This is a genomic window from Stutzerimonas tarimensis, from assembly GCF_042648805.1.
Taxonomy (GTDB): Bacteria; Pseudomonadota; Gammaproteobacteria; order Pseudomonadales; family Pseudomonadaceae; genus Azomonas; species Azomonas tarimensis.
Genome location: NZ_JBHRXZ010000001.1, coordinates 16224 through 37657, shown reverse-complemented (window position 1 = coordinate 37657; position 21434 = coordinate 16224). Strand labels below are relative to the sequence as shown.

The window sequence follows — 21434 nt, the reverse complement described above, 5'->3', positions numbered from 1 at the left end:
GGTTGAACCTGGTCGAGCCATGGGGCCTGTCGAGCAAGCATACCGATGTTGGTCGCAGCCCGCATGGGTCACGCCTTGTGGGTCTGGCCGAGGCTTTCGGGCAGGCTGTCCCGGCTGTCGTCGCGTGGCAGCAGCAGATCCAGAACGATGGCGGTGATACCGCCGCAGGTGATTGCTGAGTCGAACAGGTTCTGCACCAGCTGGGGCATCTGGTGCAGGAGCTCCGGCTGGGCGTTGATGCCGAGGCCGACGCCGAACGAAGCGGCGATCACCAGCATGTTGCGTCGGTCCAGTTTCACCTGAGCGAGGATGCGGATGCCGGCGGCGGCGACGCTACCGAACATGATCAGGGTGGCGCCTCCAAGCACCGGCTTGGGAATCTGCTGCAGCACCGCGCCGAGGAGAGGAAACAGCCCCAGGCAGAACAGGATGATCCCGATGTACAGACCCACGTAGCGGCTGGCCACGCCTGTCATCTGTATCACCCCGTTGTTCTGGGCGAAAGTGGTATTGGGAAAGGCATTGAACACCGAGGCTATCAGGCAGGCGACACCGTCACCGAGTATGCCACCACGCAGGCGTTGCACGTATTCCGGTCCCTCGATGGGGCGGCGAGATATCATGCTGTTGGCGGTGAGGTCGCCCACGGTCTCGATGGTGCTGATCACGTACACCAGTGCCACGGGAATAAAGGCCGTCCAGTCGAAGGCGAAGCCATACTTGAACGGCTGCGGGATGCTCATCAGCGGCAGGTCCGGCAGCGGCTGGGGCGCCAGCTTGCCGCTGAAGAACGCCGCCAGGCTGCCCACAGCGAGGCCGATAATGATCGCTGAAAGACGGATCCAGGGCTGTCTGGAGCGGTTCAGCAGAATGATGATCATCAGCACCAGACCGCCCAGCGCCAGGTTGAGTGGCGCACCGAAATCGTCTGCCTTGAAGCCGCCGCCGATGTCGGTGATGCCCACCTTGATCAAACTGACCCCGATCAGGGTGATGACGATGCCGGTGACCAGCGGGGTTATGACCTTGCGCAGTTGAGCGATGAAGCGGCTGAGGAATATCTGCACGAACGCGCCGAGAAAGCACACGCCAAAGATCATCGCAAGGATGTCTTCAGGGCTGCCGCCGCGGCTCTTCACCAGCAAGCCGGCTGAGAGGACCGCGCCGAGAAAGGCGAAGCTGGTGCCCTGCAGGCAGATCATTCCGGCGCCGATGCCGAACGGGCGCCTGGCCTGGATGAAGGTGCCCACACCCGAGACCATGAGGGCCATGCTGATCAGGTAGGGCAGGTGTTCGCCGAGTCCCAGTACCGCGCCAATCACCAGCGGTGGGGTGATCACGCCGACAAAGCTGGCAAGGATGTGCTGCAGTGCGGCGAAAAACGCCGGAGCAGGGGCGGGACGGTCTTCCAGACCGTAAATCAGGTCGGCGCCGGAGTGATCTTGCATGGCAGTACCTATGGATGGCGAGCGCGAAAGGGTGGTTGCGGGTTTGGTGGCCCGTCTGTGAGGTGCTCGGGTTACTGCAAAAACCTGACCAAGTGTTTAGGTTTTGGGGAGTGATCTGCGGCCGATCGGCAAGCGGATGGCCCGGCTGGTCACGCCTTGCGCAACCTCTTGGTGGCGGTGAGAGGCAAGAGGCGGCGTTCAGGGTGCTGAAACGCTTTGGCCGCGCTTTTGCGAAGCCGAACGAGGGGGCGGGCAAAGGGCAGGCCGCAGCAGCGACATCATTCGGGGGATTAGGCGCCGAGGCGGCGGGCAGGATGCCTCATCTTGGGGCTTCAGGTGGGCTTGGTGCACGGTCAAGGTGCGTTCGAGCAGGGGCGGCCCGGGCAGAGGGCCGCCCGCGGGGGCGGGCGGCGGCAGGCGTATCAGAAGTGCGCCTTGACGATCCAGCTGAAGGTGTTCTGGTCGGTGTCGAACGGCACGGCGTCGTTGTCGATGCCATACTTGTTCTTCCAGTAGTCGTACTCGATGCCGACGTAGAGAGTCTTGGGCTTCCAGTCCAGCGCCTTGCCCAGGTCATACTTGAGCTGCGGGTTGATGTGCAGGTTTTTCGCCACATAGTCGCCCCGGTTCGGCGAACCGACATCATTGATCACCCAGTCGATGTAGCCATCGAAGAGGATGTCGGACTTGCCCACAGGGAAAGTCATGGCCCAGGTCGGCGTGATCTGCCACTGACCGGCCGCCTGACCGCGTACGCCGTCGGGTTTGCGGTAATAGGTGTTGATGGCCAGGCGATCGAAGCCGGGCACGGCCAGATCCACCGCCGGGCCGAGCAGGTAGTTCTGGTTGGCGACGCCGAAGTCGCTGGTCTCGCCACGCTCGTAGGTGAAGGCGATCAGTACGTCCTTGACCGGTCCGAAGGACATGTCGCGGCCGGTGGTCTTGCCGAGCGACAGCCGGGGGCTGAATTCGCCGTAGTAGGTGCGGCCGCGACCGCGATTGGCGGTTTCGGCGCCGTTGTACCACTTGTAGTCGACAAAGGTGAACACGTCGCCCCAGGTCCAGCCGCTGGCGTGCTCGAAGGTAACGGTCTGCTGGATGTGGCCCGCATCGACCTTGTAGTGCTGGCCGTAGAGGTAGGTCAGGCTGTTGTTGTGCCACAGCATCGGCGAGGCGAGGGTCGAGCCACAGAATGCGAGGCCGGCCGCCAGTGCCGAGGTGCAGAAAAGACGCTTCATGTAACGGGTGCTCCTGTGAGGATAATGCGTTTGGCCCTTCGCGATCGCCAGGGGCTTCTGGTGTTCGGGGTTGCCTGCGTTGTGCTCTGCCAAGCCTTCGGCGAAGCGGAAAAATAGTTGTCCAAACGGTCAGGCTTCTGTGGCTTAGCAATTACTGGGCCATAATCGGGAACTTTCTACATGTCGAGCGAGGCCGCGTGGCTTGGGCGTTCTCAGGGCAAAGGAAGGTGCCTCTGGTGGGCATGATGTAGCGAATACAATAAAAAATGCCCCAAAAAGCTGACCGGATTGTCAGATTGCTTCAGTTTGAAGCACGCCGGTCTTCCTCAAGAGCGAGCAGGTGATGCGCTGGTTCGTCGGCTGGCACGGGGCGCTGCCGCTTGGCCGCGAGGTAATGAAGGGTGAAAGCATCCAGCCAGGTGTCGAGCAGGCTGCTGGTGGTGTGCTCGCCGGCCAGTTCCAGGCAGAGCGCGGCGACCTCTGCGGTACAGAGATGCTCGCCCCGGGTGGAGCGACGCAGGCGGTAGCGTGACATCGCGTCGGGCTGCAGGCTGAGCACGGGCAAGGTGTCCAGATAGGGGCTCTTGCGGAACATCTTGCGCGCCTCGGTCCAGGTGGCGTCGAGCAGGATGAACAGCGGACGCTTGCCGGGCGCCGCGGTGGCTTCGTCTGTCACCCGCTGTGGTGGGGCGTACTCTCCTGGAAAGACCACGAAGGGCTGCCATTGCGGGTCGTTCAGCAGAGCCGGCAGGCGCGGGTCGACCCCGGTGCGCGTCCAGGTGAAGGCCCAGGTTTCGCTCACGACGTCGGCGATCAGCCAGCCGGTGTTGCTCGGCTTGAGCACCTCGATGTCGTGCATCAGCAGGCACACGCCGACAGCGGCCCGTGGCGCGGGCAGCCAGTCACACAGGCAATGGCTGTGCGGGATGCGGCAGCGAGGGCAGCGTGGAGTACGCGAACCGCGCGCGATGAAGGGCTTGGCGCTACGGGCGAGGCGCTCGTCTCGCAGGCGAGCTACGGCGTGGGGCATGGTATGGATCGAGCGGTTGAGGCCGCGCAGTCTAGCAGCCGGCCCCGCAGGCGCACCATCTGCCGGCGAACCGACCTGAACCTGCACTGACTGACGCCGGTCGATATCGCTTTACGCAACTGAATCGAGGTGCCTATGAAACCCATGTTGACCCTGATCGCGCTCTGTCTCGTCTGGACCGGCGCGCAGGCGCAGACAGCGCCGGAGCTTGATGTGTTGCTGGATCAGGTCGCGGCGCAAAGCAATGTCGGCACGCCGCGGGCCATCAACGAGGATCTGCTGGATCTTGGCTACACGGTCGAAGGCAGCGAATTGGTCAATCACATCAGCGTGCAGCCGCGGCAGGCGGCGATGATGGGGGACAACCCCGGTGAGGTGCGCGCCCAGCTCAGCCAGAGCGTATGCGGCAATACCGGGTTGCGCGAGCTGATGAGCCGAGGTGCCACCCTGCGCTATGAGTTCGTCCAGCATGAGAGCAAGCAGTCGGTAACCACTGAACGCTTTTCCAACAGCGACTGCTAGGCCTTCAGGGCGACCGGTGTCAGGGATTGATTTCCAGGCGTTGGTCGTCGCTCTCGCGCTGATCATCGAGCATCAGTTGTCTGACGCGCTCGTCCGTGGTTTCTTGTCTCTCGAAATGCTGTTCACCCACCTGGGCTGACTGTTCCGCGGGTACCTTCCTTCCATTGGACGCTCCGTTGGGTTGGTCGGCAACGGCCAGGCCCGACAGGAGACCGCTCAGCAGCAGGGCAGCGAGATTCATGTTTTTCATAGGAGACTCCGAGGCGCGGGGTTGTGTCGGAGATATCCTGACAATCGACCCCGGCGAGCTCCGGTTGTTCGAATGACGCTGCGCAAAATCATCCACGTCGACTGCGACTGTTTCTTCGCTGCCATCGAGATGCGTGACGATCCGTCGCTGGCACGGCGTCCCCTGGCTGTGGGCGGGGCGGCCGACCGTCGTGGCGTCATCTCCACCTGCAACTACGAAGCGCGCGCCTATGGTGTGCGTTCGGCCATGGCTTCGGCGCACGCCATGCGCCTGTGCCCCGAGCTGCTCATCGTCAAGCCGCGCATGGAGGCCTATTGCGAGGCGTCACAGCAGATTCACGAGATCTTCACCCGCTACACCGAACGCATCGAGCCCCTGTCGTTGGACGAGGCCTTTCTCGACGTCAGCGACTGTGAGCACTTCGCCGGCAGCGCGACGCGCATTGCCGAAGACATCCGCCGACGCGTCTGGACGCAGCTGCGTATCACCGTCTCGGCCGGGGTGGCGCCGAACAAGTTTCTGGCCAAGATCGCCAGCGACTGGAACAAGCCCGATGGTCTGTTCGTCATCACCCCGGACCAGGTCGAGGGTTTTGTCCATGACCTGCCGGTGGAGCGGCTGCACGGGGTTGGCAAGGTCACCGCGCAAAAGTTGGCCCGGCTCGGCTTGCGAACCTGTGGTGATCTGCGCGGCTGGAGCCGCCTGCAGCTGGGGCGCGAGTTCGGGGCTTTCGGCGAGCGCTTGTGGAGCCTCGCGCGGGGTATCGATGATCGTCCGGTGCGCCTGGAGAGCCGGCGCCAGTCGGTCAGTGTAGAACACACCTACGAGCGCGATCTGCAGGACCTGGCTGCCTGTCTCGATCAGTTACCGGCGCTGTTCGACAAGCTGGCTGGTCGCCTTGCGCGCCTGGATAGCGGCTATCGGCCGGGCAAACCCTTCGTGAAACTCAAATTCCACGACTTCACCCAGACCACACTGGAGCAGGCGGGGGCCGGGCTGGGGTTGGACGCCTACGCGGGGCTGTTGGGCGATGCCTACGCCCGTGGGCTCAAGCCGGTGCGGTTGATTGGCGTGGGGGTGAGGCTGGTGGATACGCGGGGGGACTTCGAGCAACTGCCGCTGTTCTGACTGCGACACCCCGGCTCGCTCGTATGAGCGAAGAGGAGCATCGGTATCGCCTGAGGATAAAAGAGGGAACTCCCTGGCCTGCCTGTACCAGGGGTCCCAGAACTGGTTTGCTTGTAATAAAGCAGAAGCTGTGCCAACAAGCAGTTCTGGCCTTGAGAAAGTCCACGGGCCGCGGAATTCGGGACGCTGAGCAGGCTAGGCGGGAACGGCCGGGGACAGAACGAGCTCACGCTGGAGGCGGCGTAGCACAGTCACGGTGCGCGCTGCTCTGTTTTGTGACGCTTAGTCCGGGGCGGGCCAGAAGCGAAGCGGCGATCCCTCGCCTGGCCACAGGCGCAGCTGGTCGATATCGGAGACATCCCAGCGTTCCACCGCCTCCAGAATGTCCAGGAAGCGTCGCTCCTGATCACTGATCGGCTCGGCACATTGCTGTCGGGTGGTGCCCGCCTGTTCGAAGCGCAACTGCTGGCCTTCCAGCTGATAGCCGGCGAACCAGTGGTTGCAGCCGGTGTTGCCATAGGCACGGCCATCGCTGAAGGTCACCGATACCGGTCGGCGGCCGATCACCGGCTCGTCGCCGATCCATTCGGCTATGTAGGTGACCTCCTCTTTCAACGACAGCTGATCGACCGCGCAGCCGCTGATCAGGGCACCGAGAAAGATGGGCAGCAGGGTAGATGGCAGCGCTCTGTTCACGGTTTCTCCTTGCACGTGGGGCAGAAGTGACGGCCGTCCCCCTGCCAGCCCAGTTCGGCGATACGCGCCTCGGCGGCCGGCGCCTGGGCTGCCTGTCCCAGCGCTGCGTCGACGGCAAACTCGAAATCCAGGGTTTTACCGCAACCGTCGCAGTTCACCTGCCATTGATGGATGCGCAGTTCGCGAAACACCGGTCCGCTGGCTACCGCTACCCACTGACCGGGCGGATTGATCAGGTGACGGACCTTCTCCACCGTCAGGCGTTGCGACAGGCTGCGGCTGCCCTTGAGGGTCACCAGCAGGGTATCGCCCGGGCGAACGGAGCCGCCGGTACCGGTGACCTGGTAGCGTCCCGGCATCAGTGCACGGCATTCGGTAAGGGTGTGGGCAGGGTTGAGAAGGGCGTAGCGGAAGTCGTGTTCGGGCATGGTGGCAGCAGGTCGGGCGAAGGTGCGCCATGCTAGCACGAGGGCCGCGTTGGCGCGGCCCTGTGCGGGGTTCACCGGGCGAAGGTTTCCTCCAGGAACTGGCGCATGGCTGCCCAGGAACGCTCGTCGGCCTGTTGGTCATAGGCCACGTCGACGCCGTGGGCCTGGTGGCGGTCCGCGTCGGGATTGGTGAAGCCGTGGCGCGCGCCGGGGTAGTTGATGAAACGGTAGTCGGCGTCGGCCTGGACCATCTCGGCATTGAACGCACCGACGTCTTCGGCACTCACCATGCTGTCGGCGCCGCCATGTTGCACCAGCACCCGCGCCGTGACATTGCCTGGCGCGGCGCGGGTCTCGGTGCCCAGCGCGCCGTGGAAACTGACCACACCAGCGAGCGGGACGCCCTGGCGGGCCATGTCGAGCACCACCCGGCCTCCAAAGCAGTAGCCCACCGCGCCGATCTGCTCGGCGGTCCGCGGCTGCTCGCGCAACAGGTCCAGCGCGGCGACGAAGCGAGCCTTGGCGGCCTCGGCGTCCTGGGTAGCCTGCTGCATGAAGCTCATGGCGTCCTTGGGGTGTTCGGTATTGCGCCCCTCGCCGTACATGTCGATGGCCAGGGCGCTGTAGCCCAGTTCCGCCAGATCCCGTGCGCGGCGCTTGGCGTATTCGTTGAGGCCCCACCATTCATGTACCACCAGCACGCCGGGGCGGGCCTGTTCGCCCAGCGCATCGTCAAAGGCGTAATAGCCGACCAGCCTGGTGCCGTCGGCGGCGGTGTAGGTGACTTCCTGGGTTTGCACCTCGGCGTAGGCGAGGCTGCTGCCGATCAACAGCAGGCTGAACAGAGGTAGACGCATCGAAAAGCTCCTTGGGCCGGAAAACATGCCAGAACCATAGACGCTAACCCCGTTTCTGGCGAACCCCTGATCCGCCAGAGACCTATCCGGTCGCTCAGGTTTTACCGCTTGCTGTGCTAGTCTCTGGGTCTTTGACCGCAATCCAGAGCTTCTAGGCTGGCGCGGTCCATGTGAGGGGCAGCGATGTACGAGGAGGCGGTGCCTTCCCACCACACGCGAGGGAGCCAGGGTTATCGAAAGGCGACCCTGGCATTGTTCTGCGCCGGGTTTTCCACCTTTGCGCTGTTGTACTGCGTCCAGCCGCTGCTTCCGTCCCTTGCTGCGCATTTTTCGGTCTCGGCGGCGAGCGCCAGCCTGGCATTGTCGCTGACGACCCTGAGCCTGGCCGTTTGCCTGCTGATTTCCGGGGCGTTGGCCGAGAGCTGGGGGCGCAAGTCGGTGATGGCGATCGCCCTGGGCCTGGCCAGTCTGCTCGGATTCGCCTGCATGCTGGTCGATTCCTGGGAGCTTCTGTTGGCGCTGCGCACGCTGCTGGGCCTGGCCCTCAGCGGTCTGCCGGCGCTGGCCATGGCCTATGTGGGAGAAGAGTTCGACCCCGCTGCCTTGCCCGCGGCGATGGGACTCTACATTGGCGGCACGGCGCTGGGCGGGTTGCTTGGGCGGCTCCTGGCCGGCCTGTTGAGCGACATTGGCGGCTGGCAACTGGCCCTGGGTGGCATCGCCGGGCTGGGGCTGGTGGGCCTTACGCTGTTTCTCTGGTTGCTTCCGCCGTCCCGTCATTTCATCGCCCAGCCGCTTTCGCTCGGCCATCTCCTGGGCAACTTTCGCGAGCATCTGGGCAATTCGAAGCTGCGACTATTGTTTCTACAGTCCTTCCTGCTCATGGGCGGCTTTGTCGCGCTGTTCAACTATGTGGGCTTTCGGCTGGCCGGCGCCCCCTTCAACCTGTCTTCCACCGTCATCGGTCTGGTCTTCGTGGTCTATCTGGCAGGCATTTTCAGTGCTGGCTGGGCGGGACGCCTGGTGCCGCGCCACGGGCCACGCAAGGTGCTGCTCGGTGGCATCGGCCTGATGCTGGCAGGAGTCGGTCTCTGCGCCACGCCCTGGCTGGCGGGCATCGTGGTTGGGCTGGGCCTGTTCGCGCTGGGTTTCTTTGCGGCGCATTCGGTGGCCAGCGGGCAGGTCGGCGTAAATGCCAGGGGCGCCAAGGCGCAGGCTTCCGCGCTGTACCTCTGTGCCTATTATCTGGGCTCGAGCGTGGTGGGTTATTCCTCTGGCTATGTCTGGGAGCATGCCGGCTGGTTGCCGCTGCTGGCGGTGCTTGCCTGCCTGTTCCTGCTCGCCGGTTGGCAGGCCCGCAGGCTCTAGCCGGATCTAGGCCAGGCGCTGGCGGCCACTGTCCATAAGTGTCGCCCGGCAGCGCTTGCACAGGTAGCGGCGGCCCTTCAGGACCAGGGCGTGGCGCTGCGCACTGAAGGCGAATTCCTGATCCGGGCATTGGCAGAGGTAGAGAAACTGCCGCCTCGGGCGCCGTTCGATGGGATAGTTGTGGCACCGCTCGGGCGTCAGTCCATACACCCCGCGCATGATTCGCTGCCACTCCTGGCCATGGGGTCGGATGCGCTCGCCGAACAGCTGGTGGGCGACCAGATGAGCCACTTCGTGGGCGACCGTCTGCCTCAGGAAATGCTCGCTGTTTTCCTGATAGAGCTTGAGGTTGAAGCGCAGCAGGTTGCGCTGCAGATAAGCGATACCGGCCTTCTGTCCGCGCAAGTCGAGACGGACTTCAGGACGGGAAAACGGGCGTTTGAGAAAAGCTTCGGCCTGCACATAGCAGGCCTCCACTCGATGCAGCAACTGTTCTGACATGTTCGGCACTCCTCGCCGAATTATGCCTCACTCGGCGCTGGGGCGTACCCCGGGTGTCTCGACCGGGCGCTCCTCGCGGATCGGATAACTCTGGTCCTGCAGTACGTCGCGCTCGTAGGTGGGGCCGAGCGCCAGGATCCATATCAGGATCATGCCCACCTTGATGTTGACCAGCACCAGCAGCCCCACACCCCAGGCGCAGGCACCGTAGAGGAAGGACTTGCGGTTGTCGATGCGCATGAACACTGGCAAGCCGACCGCCAGCAGGTAGGTAGCATAGGCGCCGGCGATAACCAGCACGGTGATTGCCATCCAACGACTGGGGTAGAGCGCCCCAAGGCCGGAAATGAAGAAGGGCGTGATGATGTATGCAATGAAGCCGACGCACTGATTGAAGGTCGGGTGCGCCTGGAAGGGGCGCGACATCCAGCGCAGGAATAAGGCCATCATGTAGGTGCCGATGATGATCGTCAGGTAGATCAGCACGCTCAGCTGCAAGGCGCTCGGGGTGTCGAGGCGAATGCGCTCGGCTTCCACCAGGCTCCAGCCGGTGAAGCGGGTGCCAATGAACATGCAGATCGCCGGCAGCAGCGCACCGATGAACAGATGCGGGATGTAGTGGTTGGAGGATTTTTCCTCTTCCTTGCGGATGTCGGCCCATCCCCGTTCGGGCTGGGTGAGGAGTTGAACGAAGAGGGCAGTCATGGGTGATCTCCTTTTAGTCGGAATTCGTCATTCCGCTTGGTCGCGACCCAAAGGCGAAGCGGTTAACTAGTTAGACGGCGCGACTCAGAAGGGTTTCATCATGAAGGAAGGCTGTATGTCGCACTCCGGTGGCCGGTGCGCTGTTGGGGCAGGCACGGCCGGGCAGGCGGCGACGCGGGGCGGCCGCAAGAAGCCGTCCCGCGCACGAGAGAAAGCTCAACTGGTATAGACAGGGCCGATGCCGATGCCCCAGAGAATGACAGTCACCGCCATGATCGCCACCAGTACCACGAGTCCTACCGCCAGCACGGAACTGGCGAAGACGAAGCCTTCCTCCTTGGGAATGTTCATGAAGGTGGGCAACCCGACATAAAGTAGGTACGCCGTATAGCAGACCGCTGCGGTGCCGACCGCCATGCCCAGCCAGATGCTTGGGTAGAGTGCTGCCAGCCCGCCGATGAACAGTGGCGTCGCGGTATAGGCGGCGAACACCACGCATTGGGTCAGGGTCGGTCGGGCATCGTAGGTCTTGGACATCCAGTGGATGAACAGGCCCATGATCGCCACGCCCACCAGCATCGTAAGGTAGGACAGGACAGTGAGTGGCAGCGCGCTCGCTTCCGTCAGCTTGACCGCCGCGCCGCCGGCCGTATGCGCCCAGCCGACCTGGGTGGTGCCGATATAGGCCGACACCGCAGGGACCGCGGCGAGAATGAGCACGTGGGTGAGATACATGTGGCTGATGGTTTCTTCTTCACCTCGGATTTGCTGCCATTCACGATCCGGATGGGCCATCAGGCCCCAGATGTGGTTGATCATGGACATTCTCCTCAGTAGCTGCCGGGGGGCGCATCGGGGCCGTCGGAGAGGCCCGCTTCATCCTTGAGTCTAGTTAAGGCGGGTCGGCCGTACGGGTTGCCATTAGAGCGTTTGGGAGCTTGCGGACCAAGGCTGATAGCGGTTCGGTCTTTTTCTGGCGACTGGCGGATTGGGGCGACCGGGATTTGCGCGTAAAATGCCCGCCTTTCGTCTTTCGGAACGCATTACGCCATGGTCTCGGTCAACCAGAACAAGCTGCAAAAGCGTCTCCGCCGGCTGGCCGGCGAAGCGGTCACCGACTTCAACATGATCGAGGAAGGCGACAAGGTGATGGTCTGCCTGTCTGGCGGCAAGGACAGCTACACCTTGCTTGACGTGCTGCTGTACCTGCAGAAGGTCGCGCCGATCCGCTTCGAGATCGTGGCCGTGAACATGGACCAGAAACAGCCCGGCTTCCCGGAGCACGTCCTGCCGGAATATCTGCAGTCCATCGGCGTCGCCTACCACATCGTCGAGAAGGACACCTACTCGGTGGTGAAGGAGAAGATCCCGGAAGGCAAGACCACCTGTTCGCTGTGTTCAAGGTTGCGCCGCGGCACCCTCTACACCTTTGCCGACGAGATCGGCGCCACCAAGATGGCCCTGGGGCATCATCGCGACGACATCCTCGAGACTTTCTTTCTCAACTTCTTCTACGGCGGCACGCTCAAGGCCATGCCGCCCAAGCTGCGCTCCGACGATGGACGCAACGTTGTGATCCGCCCACTGGCCTACTGCAGCGAGCTGGACATCGAGGCCTACGCACGGATGAAGGAGTTCCCCATCATTCCCTGCAACCTCTGTGGCTCGCAGGAAAATCTGCAGCGCCAGGTGGTCAAGGAGATGCTGCGTGAATGGGAGCGCAACTCGCCTGGCCGCACCGAGATCATGTTCCGCGCCCTGCAGAACGTGGTCCCGTCGCAGCTGGCCGACCGCAGCCTGTTCGACTTTGCCAGCCTGCGCATCGATCACGACGCTCCACCGCGCTTCGTGGAAGTGATGAACCTCTAGACCCGCCAATGACAGCCGGCGCGGACCTGGTCCGCTCGGCTCTCGCGCCCAGCCTTCAGGCCTCGCCCATGCATTCCTATCAATGGCTCAATGAATACTGCCTCAACCGCTTCGGCTCGGCCGAGGCGCTGGAGGCGCGCTTGTCGGTGCCACAGAGCGTTAATGTCTTGCAGCGCATGCCGGATGATCGCTACCTGTCGGCGATGAGCCTGCGGATCTTTCGGGCCGGGCTCAAGCACAGCCTGGTGGATGCGAAGTGGCCGGCGTTCGAGGAGATGTTCTTTGGCTTCGACCCTGAAAAGGTCGTGCTCATGAGTGGCGAGCATCTCGAACGGCTGATGCAGGACGTGCGGCTGATTCGCCATCTGGCCAAGCTCAAGAGCGTGCCGCAGAACGCGCAATTCATACTTGATGTCGCCCGCGAGCGAGGCAGCTTTGGCGCCTTGATCGCCGAGTGGCCGGTGACCGAGATCGTCGATCTCTGGCACTTGCTGGCCAAGCGTGGCAATCAGATGGGTGGGCTGTCGGCGCCGAGGTTCTTGCGCATGGTCGGCAAGGACACCTTTATCCTCACTGAAGATGTCGTCGCCGCGCTGCGGGCCCAGGGCGTCATCGACAAGGCCGCCACCAGCCGGCGTGACCTTGCCCGGGTGCAGGCCGCCTTCAACGCCTGGCAGGCCGAGAGCGGCCGGCCGCTGTGCCAGCTCTCGGTGATGCTCGGCCATACCGTGAATCACTGAAGACCTGCAATGGCACCTCAGCGGGCGCAGCTAGTGCAGCAGCACCAGGTAATGGTCCACCAGCAGCGCGATGAACAGCAAGAACAGGTACCAGATGCTGTATTTGAAGGTGGCCAGGGCAGCGTTCGGGCGAGTGTCGCGGTAGAGGACCAGGGCCCAGTACAGGAAGCGCGCGCCGAGGGCGATGGCGCTGGCGAGATAGAGCAATCCGCTCATGTGGATGGCGAAGGGCAGCAGGCTGACGGCAAAGAGCACCAGGGTGTAGAAGAAAATGTGCAGCTTGGTGTAGGCGACGCCATGGGTCACCGGCAGCATGGGGATGTTCGCCTTGGCGTATTCCTCTTTGCGATGGATCGCCAGGGCCCAGAAGTGAGGCGGCGTCCAGGCAAAGATGATCAGCACCAGCAGCAGTGGTTCGGCCGAGAGGTGACCGGTCACCGCGACCCAGCCGAGCATGGGAGGGGCGGCACCGGCCAGGCCGCCGATGACGATGTTCTGTGGTGTCAGGCGCTTGAGAAATCCGGTGTAGATCACCGCGTAGCCCAGCAGTGACGCCAGTGTCAGCCAGGCTGTGAGCGGGTTGGTGAAGCTCAGCAGCAGCGCCTGACCGGCCAGCGCCAGAACCAGGGCGAACAGCAGAGCCGCGGCCGGTGACACCCGGCCCTCGGCGAGCGGCCGCTTGCGCGTGCGCGCCATGATCGAATCGATGCGCCGATCCACCACATGATTGACCGCCGCGGCGCTGCCGGCACACAGGGCGATGCCCAGGTTGCCGAACAGCAGCACGCTCCAGGCGACGCCAGCGCGGCTTGCCAGAAACATCCCCACCAGCGAGGTGATCAGCATCAGCATGACCACCCGAGGTTTGGTCAGCTCCAGATAATCGCGCCAGCCGGCGCGGACACTTCGGGTGGTCAAGGTCGTCATGGTCATGCCCTCGTCTGGCGAGCGATTCGCGTGGGGTAGAGCGGGGTGCTGGCTAGCCAGACGGCTAGCGAAACAGCCAGAGCCATCAGCCGATCCTCGACAGTTTCAGCAGTTGCTTGAGGTCCCCGAGGATCGCCTTGCCCCTGGCCTTGGCGTCGTAGCGCAGGACCAGATTGCCATGCGGATCGATCACCCAGAGCTGAGCGCCGCCAGGGCTGGCATTACCACTGTAGCGCTGCAGATCCAGCGGGTAATGCTGCAGGCGCGGGTACTCGCGCTGCAGCCGTTCGGCGTATTCCGGTGCCAGCGGCAGGGTCAGTGCCAGGGCGTGGCCGGCGCGGTCGGCTTCGCGGCCAAGGCCGATGTTGATCTGGCGAGCCAGGTAGACGAGGGTCTGACAGTCTTCCGCGCAGGGGCCGGTCTCGGTCACCAGCAGTTGCCAATGCCGTGCATCGGTGGTGATGCCGAGGTCAGCGAGGGTGCGGCCGTCGGCGAGCAGTTCGCCGTGGTAGCTGCGGCCCTCGGGTACCCAGAAACGCAGGTGATACATGGCGCTTGCCAGCACCATGGGCGCGATGACCAGGCCGAGGATCAGCAGCAGTTGCAGCCGGCCTCGGCGTCGTTGGGTATCAGGGGTTTCCATGACGTGCCTCCCGTGCGTTGTAGATTCCCAGGTAAATGAACAAACCAAGCAGCGCGGCCGCCAGGGCAAACCATTGGACCGCATAGCCCAGGTGCATGTCGGGGCTGGTGGCGACCACCGGCCAGTCTACTGTCAGCGCCGCGGGTCCAGGCTCCAGCCGCACCTCATGGGGATAGCCTTCCACCGCCAGTTGCAGCCAGAGCGCAGACGGCTCGACCCGATTGATCAGCCGTGGCCAGCCCTTGCCCTCAACCTCGCTCAATCGCAGGCCCTTGCCAGGGGGCAGGTAGATCCAGCCGTTGAGCTCGATCACCTGCTCGGGGGTGTCGAACAGCACTGGCTGACGACGATCCGGCCAGACCAGCCAGCCACGGTTGACCAGCACCTGCAGGCCGCTCAACCGGTCGCTGAACGGCTGCAGCAGTTCCACGCCGACCTGTCCGGCCTGGATGCGGCTGTCCAGCAGCAGGCTGTGCCTCCCATCGAAGCGGCCCAGCAGGCGTACCCGGCGGTACGCGGGGTCGGCGGCGCCGTCCAGGGATGTCAGGGCCACCGGTTCGGCGCTGCGGCGTGCTTCGTACTGAGCCAGCAGGCTGCGTTTTTCATCGGCTCGCGCCAGTTGCCAGGTCCCCAGCCAGACCAGGCTCGGCAAAAGCAGGCAGACCAGCACCGTGGGCAGCCAGCCGGAGCGAAATCCGCCGACGAGCCGGGCCAGGATGCCGTCGGGTGGAAGGCTATACTGCACGGCACCCCCCTTGTTATCCGAGTCGCGCATGCTCAAGGTCTCGATCGTCCTGTTGCTGCTGGCTACCGTGGCAAGCTTGTTCAGCGGTCTGTTCTATCTGGTGAAAGACGAGGGCCGGGGCAACCGGCTGATCAACGCCTTGTTTCTCCGTGTGGCGCTTACTGTACTGACCGTCGCGCTGATCGGCTGGGGCTTCTACAGCGGACAGCTGATCTCCCGGGTCACCTGGTAAACCGTGTTCTCTAGATCACGTACACGAACACGAACAGTCCGATCCACACCACATCCACGAAATGCCAGTACCACGCCGCCGCCTCGAAGCCAAAGTGCTGCTGGGGCGTGAAATGGCCGCGCAGGATGCGGATGAACATCACCAGCAGGATGATGGCGCCCAGGGTTACATGGGCACCATGGAAGCCTGTGAGCATGAAGAAGGTGGCGCCGTAGATGCCCGAACCCAGGGTCAGCCCCAAGTCCCGGTAGGCATGCAGATATTCCAGCCCCTGCAGTGTCAGGAAGACCGCGCCAAGGACCAGGGTCAGGCCGAGCCAGGCCTTCAGCGATCCGCGCCGATCCTTCTTCAGCGCATGGTGCGCCAGGGTCAGGGTCAGGCTCGAGCTGACCAGCAGGACGGTGTTCAGCAGCGGCAGTGTCCAGGGATTGATCACCCCCGCGGGAGAAGGAAAGCGCCGCGGATCGGGATTCTCCAGCAAAGGCCAGCTGTACTCGAAGCCCGGCCATAGCAGGTTGGACATGCCTTTCTCGCCCTCGCCGGCCAGCCAGGGGCCTACCCAGTAGCGGATATAGAACAGCGCGCCGAACAACGCGGCGAACAGCATCACTTCGGAAAAGATGAACCAGCCCATGGTCCAGCGGAACGAGCGGTCCATCTGCGCACTGTAGAGTCCGGCGCGGGCTTCGCGGACCACGCTGCCGAACCAGCCGAACAGCATCCAGGCCACGAACATCGCGCCGACGAAAAAAATCGCCGGGCCGAGGATACGGTCGCGGTTGGCGGTCAAGTCATTCAGCCAGGTGGCGAGCCCCGCGACCAGTATCAGCAGGCTGATGGACGCGACTATGGGCCAGTGGCTGCGTTCCGGAACGTAGTAGTTCTCATGGGGCGGCGTGGTCATGGTCGTTCTCCTGGCCGGCCGGAAGCAGTGACGGGTGGCATGCGCGCTGTGATGTCGAACAGGGTGTAGGCCAGGGTGACCTGGTGCACATCAGCGGGTAGCGCGCGGTCGACGATGAAACGCACCGGCATCTCGATCCGTTCCCCGGCTTGCAGTACCTGCTGGGTGAAGCAGAAGCACTCGGTCTTGTGAAACCACGCGGCCGCCTTGGCCGGAGCTACGCTGGGAACCGCCTGGCCGGTCATCGGCCGGCTGCCGGGGTTGTGGGCGATGAATACCATCTCGTTGGTCTCGCCCGGACGAACCACCACCGAATGCTCGCGTGGGTGAAACTCCCAGGTCATGCCCGAAGAGTTGATAGAGAGAAACTGCACCCGTACCTCGCGCGACTCGTCCACGTGTTGTACACCCGTATAGGCCCCAGCGGTCTTGCCGTTGATGCCGAAAGCTTCGCAGAGCACGTCGTACAGCGGCACCAAGGCAAAGCCGAAGCCGAACATGACGATCGGAACCAGCAGTAGCCGACGGACCAGCCGTGTGTTGGCGCGGGAATCATTCATGGCCGTTCCGCCTTGCGCCGCTGGCGCTGTCAATGGCGCTCATCGGACTTGTCCTCGTCACCCAGGCCGACGGCGCGGTGGGCATGTTTCGGGTGCATGTCCGGCGGGCAGGTGAACGTGTGCCAGGGGGCGGGCGAGGGTACCGTCCACTCGAGCCCCTCGGCGCCGTCCCAGGGTTTGGCCGGAGCCGGTTTGCCGCCCAGGATGCATTTGATGACGATGTACAGGAACAGCAACTGGGTGGCGCCAAAGGCGAAGGCGCCAATGGAGGACACCATGTTGAAGTCGGCGAATTGCAGGTTGTAGTCCGGGATGCGTCGTGGCATGCCGGCCAGGCCCAGGAAGTGCATCGGGAAGAAGGCCAGGTTCATCGCCACGAAAGACACCCAGAAATGCACCTTGGCCAGGCGCTCGTCGTACATGTGACCGGTCCACTTCGGCAGCCAGAAATACGCCGAGGCGAAGATGCCGAAGATCGCCCCGGGCACCAGTACATAGTGGAAGTGCGCGACCACGAAATAGGTGTCGTGGTACTGGAAGTCCGCCGGGGCGATGGCCAGCATCAGCCCGGAGAAGCCGCCGATGGTGAACAGGATGACGAAGGCCACAGCGAACAGCATCGGCGCCTCGAAGCTGAGCGAGCCGCGCCACATGGTGCTGACCCAGTTGAATACCTTCACCCCGGTGGGCACCGCGATCAGCATGGTGGCGTACATGAAGAACAGCTGCCCGGCCAGCGGCACGCCCACCACGAACATGTGGTGCGCCCAGACCAGGAACGACAGCAGCGCGATGGCGATGGTGGCGTAGACCATCGAGGCATAGCCGAACAGCGGTTTGCGCGAGAACGCCGGGATGATCATGCTCACCGCGCCGAACGCCGGCAGGATCATGATGTACACCTCGGGGTGCCCGAAAAACCAGAACACATGCTGGAACAGGACCGGGTCGCCGCCGCCGGCTGCGTCGAAGAAGCTGGTGCCGAAGTGGATATCCATCAGCATCATGGTCACCACGCCGGCCAGCACCGGCATCACGGCGATAAGCAGGAAAGCGGTGATCAGCCAGTTCCACACGAACAGCGGCATCTTCATCGGCGTCATGCCGGGGGCGCGCATGTTGAGAATGGTGGCGATGATGTTGATGGCCCCGAGTATCGAGCTGATACCCATCAGGTGCACGGCGAAGATGAAGAAAGTAACGCTCTCCGGTGCGTAGGTGGTGGATAGCGGTGCGTAGAAGGTCCAGCCGAAATTCGGCCCGCCACCGGGCATGAACAGGGTGGAGATCAAGAGGCCGAAGGCCGCCGGCAGCAGCCAGAAGCTGAAGTTGTTCAGCCTGGGCAGGGCCATGTCGGGTGCGCCGATCATCATCGGGACCATCCAGTTGGCCAGCCCGACGAAGGCGGGCATCACGGCGCCGAACACCATGATCAGGCCATGCATGGTGGTCATCTGGTTGAAGAATTCCGGCTGCACGATCTGCAGGCCCGGCTGGAACAGTTCGGCACGTATGATCATGGCCATCGAGCCGCCGAGCAGGAAGGCTGCGAAGCTGAACCACAGGTACATCGTGCCGATGTCCTTGTGATTGGTGGACAACAGCCAGCGCATCGCGCCCTTCGGAGGTACAGCGTGCGCCTGGTGGGCATCGTGCACCCCCCGTTCTTCGATCACGGCACTCATGCGAGCCTCCTAGGGCTGCGATTGTCTGAAGGTCAACACGTCTTCGGGCGTGACCATGTCGCCGACATCATTGCCCCAGGCGTTGCGCTCGTAGGTGATCACCGCGGCAATGTCGAGGTCGGACAGCTGTGGCCCGAAGGCTTGCATCGACGTGCCGGGAACGCCATTGACGACGATGCGCAGATGCTCTTCCATGCCGCCTTTCACCACGGCCGAGCCCCTGAGCCCCGGGAACACCGGCGGGATGCCTTCGCCATTGGCCTGGTGACAGGCCAGGCAACTGGTCTGGTAGACCTTCTCGCCACGCTCGGCCAGTTCGGCGAGCGTCCACGCCTGGCCGGCGAGTGCCTCCAGCGCCGCGGCGTCGGCCTTCTTGGCCGCCAGCCAGATGGAGAAGTCCTCCGGGCTCATGACATCCACCACCACAGGCATGAAGGCGTGATCGCGTCCGCAGAGCTCGGTGCACTGGCCGCGATACAGGCCGGGTTCGTCGACACGGGTCCAGGACTCGTTGATGAAGCCGGGAATGGCGTCCTTCTTCACCGCCAGCGCCGGCACCCACCAGGAATGGATCACGTCGGCAGCGGTAAACAGGAAACGCACCTTGGCCCCGGCCGGCAGCACCAGCGGCTCGTCCACTTCGAGCAGGTAGTGCTCACCTTTGGCCTGCTCGTTATTGATCTGCTCGCGGGGCGTGGACATGTTGCTGAAGAACTCAACGTCCTCGCCCAGGTACTTGTAGTGCCAGCGCCACTGATAGCCGGTGACCTGCACGTCGAGGTCCGGCTCGGAGGTGTCGTAGATGTGAATCAGGGTGCGGGTGGCCGGGACCGCCATGCCGACCAGGATCAGCAGCGGAACGATGGTCCAGAGGATTTCGACCCGGGTGTTTTCGTGGAAGCGGGCGGGCTGATGGCCCCGCGAGCGGCGATGGCGCCAGATCGACCAGAACATCGCCGAAAACACCAGGACACCGATGGCCACGCAGATCCAGAAGATGGTCATGTGCAGATCGAACACCGAGCGGCTGATCTCGGTGGCGCCACGCGGCATGTTTACCTCCCAGGCCGCGCGGGCCTGGCTGACTGGCAAACAGAGTGCAGCGCCCATCCACACGCATGGGTGTCGCCTCATTGCGGATTCCCCTTATCGTTCTTGTTATTCCGCCGCCGGCGGTGGCCAAGGGAGCGCGAGACTGCAGGATTCGCCAGCGACGGCAGCTGGCTCGATGCGTTGTCGAGACGGCTGGCTATCGCTTGATCGGAGTATAGACAGGGAACCAGCAGGCGCAACGCGAGTCGCGACAGGCTGAAAAAAACAGATACTGGCCAAAGGCTTGCAGTGTTCCTGGGCTCCCGGCAAAGTAGCTCGATCGATTTCGGGAAGCCGCCATGTCCGCCATGATCCGACCCAGCCTGATCCTGGCCGCCGCGCTGCTCAGCGCCTGTGCCAGCCATACCCCGCCACCCCTCGTATCCGAGTCTCCCGCCCCTGCGCCGCAGGTGGCATCGCCCGTCGCCCATGATGTGCTGTTCCGCGCCCTTGGACTGGTGGGGACGCCCTACCGCTGGGGCGGCAATACGCCGGAAAGCGGTTTCGACTGCAGCGGGCTGATCGGCTACGTCTACAACGACGTGGCGGGCATCGCACTACCGCGCACCACCACCGAAATGAGCCGTATGTCTGCCGCGCAGGTGAAGCGCGACAGCCTGCGTGCCGGCGACCTGGTTTTCTTTGCCACCAACGGCGGACGCCGTGTCAGCCATGCCGGTATCTACGTGGGTGACGGGCGTTTCGTCCATGCACCATCCTCCGGCGGAACGGTTCGCCTGGACAGCCTCTCCAACGGTTATTGGCAGAACACCTATCTGAGCGCACGACGGGTGCTGGAGCACGAGCAGCTCGCGCGAAATCCCTGACGGCGCAGCGGGACAGACATGACCCAGCGCACCCTGGAGTTGGATGACCGGCTCTACGACTATCTGATTCAGGTCTCGCTGCGCGAGACGCCACTGTTGCGGCGGTTGCGCGAGCAGACCCAGGCCGGCGCCAATCCCAACTGGCAGGTCGCCCCTGAGCAAGGCCAGTTTCTCGCATTGTTGGTCAGGCTGATCGGTGCCCGGCGAATTCTCGAAGTGGGCACCTTCACCGGCTACAGCACCCTCTGCATGGCCGAGGCCATGGGGCCAGACGGCCGCCTGATCGCCTGCGACCTGCCGGGCGACTACAACGATATCGCCCGGGCCTATTTCGATGAGGCGGGCGTTGCCGAGCGTATCGAATTGCGCCTCGGACCGGCCCTGGACAGTCTCGATGCGCTGCTCGCGTCGGGCTGGGCAGAGGGGTTCGACCTGATCTTCATCGACGCCGACAAGGGCAACTACCCTCAGTACCTGGAGCGGGCCCTGAGCCTGCTGTGCCCGGGCGGGCTACTGCTGTTCGACAACACCCTGTGGAGCGGCCGGGTATTGGAAGAAGACCCTGAGAGCGCTGATACCCGTGCCATTCAGACCCTCAATCGCAGGCTCAGGGATGACCAGCGGATCGATCTGTCGCTGCTGCCGCTGGGCGATGGGCTGACCCTCTGCCGCAAGCGTTGAAAGGACGATGGGCGAAACCATCCGCCTGCCGCCGCAACCGGACGCTTGCGAGCTCTGCGGGCGGGCGGCGCCGCTGACGCGTCATCATCTGATCCCCAAGGCGCTGCATGGTAAGGCCTACGTGCGCAAGCGGTATCCGCGTCATGAGCGCATCACCGCCACGCTATGGGTCTGCCGCCCTTGTCACAACCAGATCCACAAGGTGTTCAGCGAAAGGGCGCTGGCCCTCGATTACAACAGTCGTGAGGCCCTGCTGGGAGATCCGCGCATGCGTGACTTCATCAGTTGGCTGGCCGGAAAGCCCGCGGGATTCGTGCCCAAAGGGTGACCGAGCGCTAAGGTCGGAAAAATGCTGAAG

At 63.6% G+C, this 21434-nt stretch carries 26 protein-coding genes; 9 read left to right on the top strand and 17 right to left on the bottom strand.

Translation table 11 applies throughout. The features are described 5' to 3' along the window. Positions 1–68: 68 nt before the first annotated feature. The 3 genes from ACFOMF_RS00220 to ACFOMF_RS00210 form a co-directional block, all read right to left on the bottom strand. Complete coding sequence (locus ACFOMF_RS00220) at positions 69–1448, bottom strand: uracil-xanthine permease family protein (protein ID WP_386360000.1); 1380 nt, start codon at positions 1446–1448, stop codon at positions 69–71. A 422-nt stretch (positions 1449–1870) separates the two neighbouring features. Beyond that, positions 1871–2686: an outer membrane protein OmpK gene (locus ACFOMF_RS00215; protein ID WP_386359997.1), complete on the bottom strand. Its 816-nt coding sequence runs from the start codon at positions 2684–2686 to the stop codon at positions 1871–1873. 301 nt (positions 2687–2987) lie between these two features. Continuing rightward, the gene (locus ACFOMF_RS00210) at positions 2988–3716 is read right to left on the bottom strand and encodes a tRNA-uridine aminocarboxypropyltransferase (RefSeq protein ID WP_386359994.1); all 729 of its coding nucleotides are present in this window, start codon (positions 3714–3716) and stop codon (positions 2988–2990) included. Positions 3717–3851: 135 nt separating this feature from the next. On the opposite strand from ACFOMF_RS00210, the gene ACFOMF_RS00205 reads away from it, so the two are divergent. Then, positions 3852–4238 (top strand): PA3611 family quorum-sensing-regulated virulence factor, encoded by a 387-nt coding sequence (locus ACFOMF_RS00205; RefSeq protein WP_386359991.1) that lies wholly within the window; start codon positions 3852–3854, stop codon positions 4236–4238. Between the two features lie 19 nt (positions 4239–4257). On the opposite strand, the gene ACFOMF_RS00200 is transcribed toward ACFOMF_RS00205, so the two are convergent. Further along, entirely contained in the window at positions 4258–4488 is a 231-nt protein-coding gene (locus ACFOMF_RS00200; RefSeq protein WP_386359989.1) for a hypothetical protein, read from the bottom strand. A 72-nt stretch (positions 4489–4560) separates the two neighbouring features. Here ACFOMF_RS00200 and dinB point away from each other — a divergent pair, with 72 nt between their 5' ends. Beyond that, positions 4561–5616 carry a DNA polymerase IV gene (gene dinB / locus ACFOMF_RS00195; protein ID WP_386359986.1) on the top strand — a complete coding sequence of 352 codons (1056 nt, stop codon included), beginning with the start codon at positions 4561–4563 and terminating at the stop codon, positions 5614–5616. A 282-nt stretch (positions 5617–5898) separates the two neighbouring features. Here the strand turns inward: dinB and ACFOMF_RS00190 are convergent, their stop codons facing one another. The 3 genes from ACFOMF_RS00190 to ACFOMF_RS00180 form a co-directional block, all read right to left on the bottom strand. Further along, the gene (locus tag ACFOMF_RS00190; RefSeq protein WP_386360295.1) at positions 5899–6300 is read right to left on the bottom strand and encodes an META domain-containing protein; all 402 of its coding nucleotides are present in this window, start codon (positions 6298–6300) and stop codon (positions 5899–5901) included. An 8-nt stretch (positions 6301–6308) separates the two neighbouring features. Then, a complete protein-coding gene (locus ACFOMF_RS00185) occupies positions 6309–6740 on the bottom strand; it encodes a hypothetical protein (protein WP_386359983.1) in 432 nt (143 codons plus the stop codon). A 71-nt stretch (positions 6741–6811) separates the two neighbouring features. Then, positions 6812–7597, bottom strand: a complete 786-nt coding sequence (locus tag ACFOMF_RS00180) for a dienelactone hydrolase family protein (RefSeq protein ID WP_386359980.1) — start codon at positions 7595–7597, stop codon at positions 6812–6814. A 183-nt stretch (positions 7598–7780) separates the two neighbouring features. Between ACFOMF_RS00180 and ACFOMF_RS00175 the strand changes: the two genes are divergently transcribed. Further along, positions 7781–8965 (top strand): MFS transporter, encoded by a 1185-nt coding sequence (locus ACFOMF_RS00175; RefSeq protein ID WP_386359978.1) that lies wholly within the window; start codon positions 7781–7783, stop codon positions 8963–8965. 6 nt (positions 8966–8971) lie between these two features. Here ACFOMF_RS00175 and ACFOMF_RS00170 read toward each other — a convergent pair whose 3' ends face one another. From ACFOMF_RS00170 to ACFOMF_RS00160, 3 genes are all read right to left on the bottom strand, one after another. Beyond that, entirely contained in the window at positions 8972–9466 is a 495-nt protein-coding gene (locus ACFOMF_RS00170; protein WP_386359975.1) for a SprT family zinc-dependent metalloprotease, read from the bottom strand. A 27-nt stretch (positions 9467–9493) separates the two neighbouring features. Next, positions 9494–10171, bottom strand: a complete 678-nt coding sequence (locus ACFOMF_RS00165) for a Yip1 family protein (RefSeq protein ID WP_386359972.1) — start codon at positions 10169–10171, stop codon at positions 9494–9496. Between the two features lie 216 nt (positions 10172–10387). Beyond that, entirely contained in the window at positions 10388–10990 is a 603-nt protein-coding gene (locus tag ACFOMF_RS00160) for a Yip1 family protein (RefSeq protein ID WP_386359969.1), read from the bottom strand. 231 nt (positions 10991–11221) lie between these two features. Between ACFOMF_RS00160 and ttcA the strand changes: the two genes are divergently transcribed. Together ttcA and ACFOMF_RS00150 are read left to right on the top strand one after the other, a co-directional pair. Further along, a complete protein-coding gene (gene ttcA / locus ACFOMF_RS00155; protein ID WP_386359966.1) occupies positions 11222–12040 on the top strand; it encodes a tRNA 2-thiocytidine(32) synthetase TtcA in 819 nt (272 codons plus the stop codon). Positions 12041–12108: 68 nt separating this feature from the next. Then, positions 12109–12780: a DNA-3-methyladenine glycosylase I gene (locus ACFOMF_RS00150; protein WP_386359963.1), complete on the top strand. Its 672-nt coding sequence runs from the start codon at positions 12109–12111 to the stop codon at positions 12778–12780. Between the two features lie 30 nt (positions 12781–12810). On the opposite strand, the gene cyoE is transcribed toward ACFOMF_RS00150, so the two are convergent. The 3 genes from cyoE to ACFOMF_RS00135 form a co-directional block, all read right to left on the bottom strand. Next, a complete protein-coding gene (cyoE, locus tag ACFOMF_RS00145) occupies positions 12811–13707 on the bottom strand; it encodes a heme o synthase (protein WP_386359960.1) in 897 nt (298 codons plus the stop codon). Between the two features lie 85 nt (positions 13708–13792). After that, a complete protein-coding gene (locus ACFOMF_RS00140; RefSeq protein ID WP_386359957.1) occupies positions 13793–14350 on the bottom strand; it encodes a hypothetical protein in 558 nt (185 codons plus the stop codon). Then, positions 14337–15125 (bottom strand): SURF1 family protein, encoded by a 789-nt coding sequence (locus ACFOMF_RS00135; RefSeq protein ID WP_386359954.1) that lies wholly within the window; start codon positions 15123–15125, stop codon positions 14337–14339. Before ACFOMF_RS00135 ends, ACFOMF_RS00140 begins: the two co-directional genes overlap by 14 nt. Between ACFOMF_RS00135 and ACFOMF_RS00130 the strand changes: the two genes are divergently transcribed. Continuing rightward, entirely contained in the window at positions 15124–15327 is a 204-nt protein-coding gene (locus tag ACFOMF_RS00130; protein WP_386359952.1) for a twin transmembrane helix small protein, read from the top strand. The genes ACFOMF_RS00135 and ACFOMF_RS00130 overlap by 2 nt on opposite strands. A gap of 10 nt (positions 15328–15337) precedes the next feature. Here the strand turns inward: ACFOMF_RS00130 and ACFOMF_RS00125 are convergent, their stop codons facing one another. The 4 genes from ACFOMF_RS00125 to coxB are packed head-to-tail and all read right to left on the bottom strand — an operon-like array spanning position 15338 to position 19610. Further along, positions 15338–16231 (bottom strand): cytochrome c oxidase subunit 3, encoded by an 894-nt coding sequence (locus tag ACFOMF_RS00125; RefSeq protein ID WP_386359949.1) that lies wholly within the window; start codon positions 16229–16231, stop codon positions 15338–15340. Further along, on the bottom strand, positions 16228–16791 hold the full coding sequence (locus ACFOMF_RS00120) for a cytochrome c oxidase assembly protein (protein WP_386359946.1): 564 nt from the start codon (positions 16789–16791) through the stop codon (positions 16228–16230). The genes ACFOMF_RS00125 and ACFOMF_RS00120 overlap by 4 nt, the downstream gene beginning before the upstream one ends. 29 nt (positions 16792–16820) lie before the next feature. Next, on the bottom strand, positions 16821–18476 hold the full coding sequence (gene ctaD, locus ACFOMF_RS00115) for a cytochrome c oxidase subunit I (RefSeq protein WP_386359943.1): 1656 nt from the start codon (positions 18474–18476) through the stop codon (positions 16821–16823). 9 nt (positions 18477–18485) lie between these two features. After that, entirely contained in the window at positions 18486–19610 is a 1125-nt protein-coding gene (gene coxB, locus ACFOMF_RS00110) for a cytochrome c oxidase subunit II (protein ID WP_386359940.1), read from the bottom strand. Positions 19611–19867: 257 nt separating this feature from the next. Here coxB and ACFOMF_RS00105 point away from each other — a divergent pair, with 257 nt between their 5' ends. The 3 genes from ACFOMF_RS00105 to ACFOMF_RS00095 are packed head-to-tail and all read left to right on the top strand — an operon-like array spanning position 19868 to position 21404. Beyond that, complete coding sequence (locus ACFOMF_RS00105) at positions 19868–20395, top strand: C40 family peptidase (protein ID WP_386359937.1); 528 nt, start codon at positions 19868–19870, stop codon at positions 20393–20395. Between the two features lie 18 nt (positions 20396–20413). Next, complete coding sequence (locus ACFOMF_RS00100) at positions 20414–21076, top strand: O-methyltransferase (RefSeq protein WP_386359934.1); 663 nt, start codon at positions 20414–20416, stop codon at positions 21074–21076. A gap of 7 nt (positions 21077–21083) precedes the next feature. Further along, positions 21084–21404, top strand: a complete 321-nt coding sequence (locus ACFOMF_RS00095; protein WP_386359931.1) for a hypothetical protein — start codon at positions 21084–21086, stop codon at positions 21402–21404. The last annotated feature ends 30 nt before the right edge of the window (positions 21405–21434 follow it).

Coding starts and splice junctions, on each gene's coding strand:
- ACFOMF_RS00220 (WP_386360000.1), bottom strand. CDS start 1,448: ATGCAAGATCACTCCGGCGCCGACCTGATTTACGGTCTGGAAGACCGT.
- ACFOMF_RS00215 (WP_386359997.1), bottom strand. CDS start 2,686: ATGAAGCGTCTTTTCTGCACCTCGGCACTGGCGGCCGGCCTCGCATTC.
- ACFOMF_RS00210 (WP_386359994.1), bottom strand. CDS start 3,716: ATGCCCCACGCCGTAGCTCGCCTGCGAGACGAGCGCCTCGCCCGTAGC.
- ACFOMF_RS00205 (WP_386359991.1), top strand. CDS start 3,852: ATGAAACCCATGTTGACCCTGATCGCGCTCTGTCTCGTCTGGACCGGC.
- ACFOMF_RS00200 (WP_386359989.1), bottom strand. CDS start 4,488: ATGAAAAACATGAATCTCGCTGCCCTGCTGCTGAGCGGTCTCCTGTCG.
- dinB (WP_386359986.1), top strand. CDS start 4,561: ATGACGCTGCGCAAAATCATCCACGTCGACTGCGACTGTTTCTTCGCT.
- ACFOMF_RS00185 (WP_386359983.1), bottom strand. CDS start 6,740: ATGCCCGAACACGACTTCCGCTACGCCCTTCTCAACCCTGCCCACACC.
- ACFOMF_RS00180 (WP_386359980.1), bottom strand. CDS start 7,597: ATGCGTCTACCTCTGTTCAGCCTGCTGTTGATCGGCAGCAGCCTCGCC.
- ACFOMF_RS00175 (WP_386359978.1), top strand. CDS start 7,781: ATGTACGAGGAGGCGGTGCCTTCCCACCACACGCGAGGGAGCCAGGGT.
- ACFOMF_RS00170 (WP_386359975.1), bottom strand. CDS start 9,466: ATGTCAGAACAGTTGCTGCATCGAGTGGAGGCCTGCTATGTGCAGGCC.
- ACFOMF_RS00165 (WP_386359972.1), bottom strand. CDS start 10,171: ATGACTGCCCTCTTCGTTCAACTCCTCACCCAGCCCGAACGGGGATGG.
- ACFOMF_RS00160 (WP_386359969.1), bottom strand. CDS start 10,990: ATGATCAACCACATCTGGGGCCTGATGGCCCATCCGGATCGTGAATGG.
- ttcA (WP_386359966.1), top strand. CDS start 11,222: ATGGTCTCGGTCAACCAGAACAAGCTGCAAAAGCGTCTCCGCCGGCTG.
- ACFOMF_RS00150 (WP_386359963.1), top strand. CDS start 12,109: ATGCATTCCTATCAATGGCTCAATGAATACTGCCTCAACCGCTTCGGC.
- cyoE (WP_386359960.1), bottom strand. CDS start 13,707: ATGACGACCTTGACCACCCGAAGTGTCCGCGCCGGCTGGCGCGATTAT.
- ACFOMF_RS00140 (WP_386359957.1), bottom strand. CDS start 14,350: ATGGAAACCCCTGATACCCAACGACGCCGAGGCCGGCTGCAACTGCTG.
- ACFOMF_RS00130 (WP_386359952.1), top strand. CDS start 15,124: ATGCTCAAGGTCTCGATCGTCCTGTTGCTGCTGGCTACCGTGGCAAGC.
- ACFOMF_RS00135 (WP_386359954.1), bottom strand. CDS start 15,125: ATGCGCGACTCGGATAACAAGGGGGGTGCCGTGCAGTATAGCCTTCCA.
- ACFOMF_RS00125 (WP_386359949.1), bottom strand. CDS start 16,231: ATGACCACGCCGCCCCATGAGAACTACTACGTTCCGGAACGCAGCCAC.
- ACFOMF_RS00120 (WP_386359946.1), bottom strand. CDS start 16,791: ATGAATGATTCCCGCGCCAACACACGGCTGGTCCGTCGGCTACTGCTG.
- ctaD (WP_386359943.1), bottom strand. CDS start 18,476: ATGAGTGCCGTGATCGAAGAACGGGGGGTGCACGATGCCCACCAGGCG.
- coxB (WP_386359940.1), bottom strand. CDS start 19,610: ATGAGGCGACACCCATGCGTGTGGATGGGCGCTGCACTCTGTTTGCCA.
- ACFOMF_RS00105 (WP_386359937.1), top strand. CDS start 19,868: ATGTCCGCCATGATCCGACCCAGCCTGATCCTGGCCGCCGCGCTGCTC.
- ACFOMF_RS00100 (WP_386359934.1), top strand. CDS start 20,414: ATGACCCAGCGCACCCTGGAGTTGGATGACCGGCTCTACGACTATCTG.
- ACFOMF_RS00095 (WP_386359931.1), top strand. CDS start 21,084: ATGGGCGAAACCATCCGCCTGCCGCCGCAACCGGACGCTTGCGAGCTC.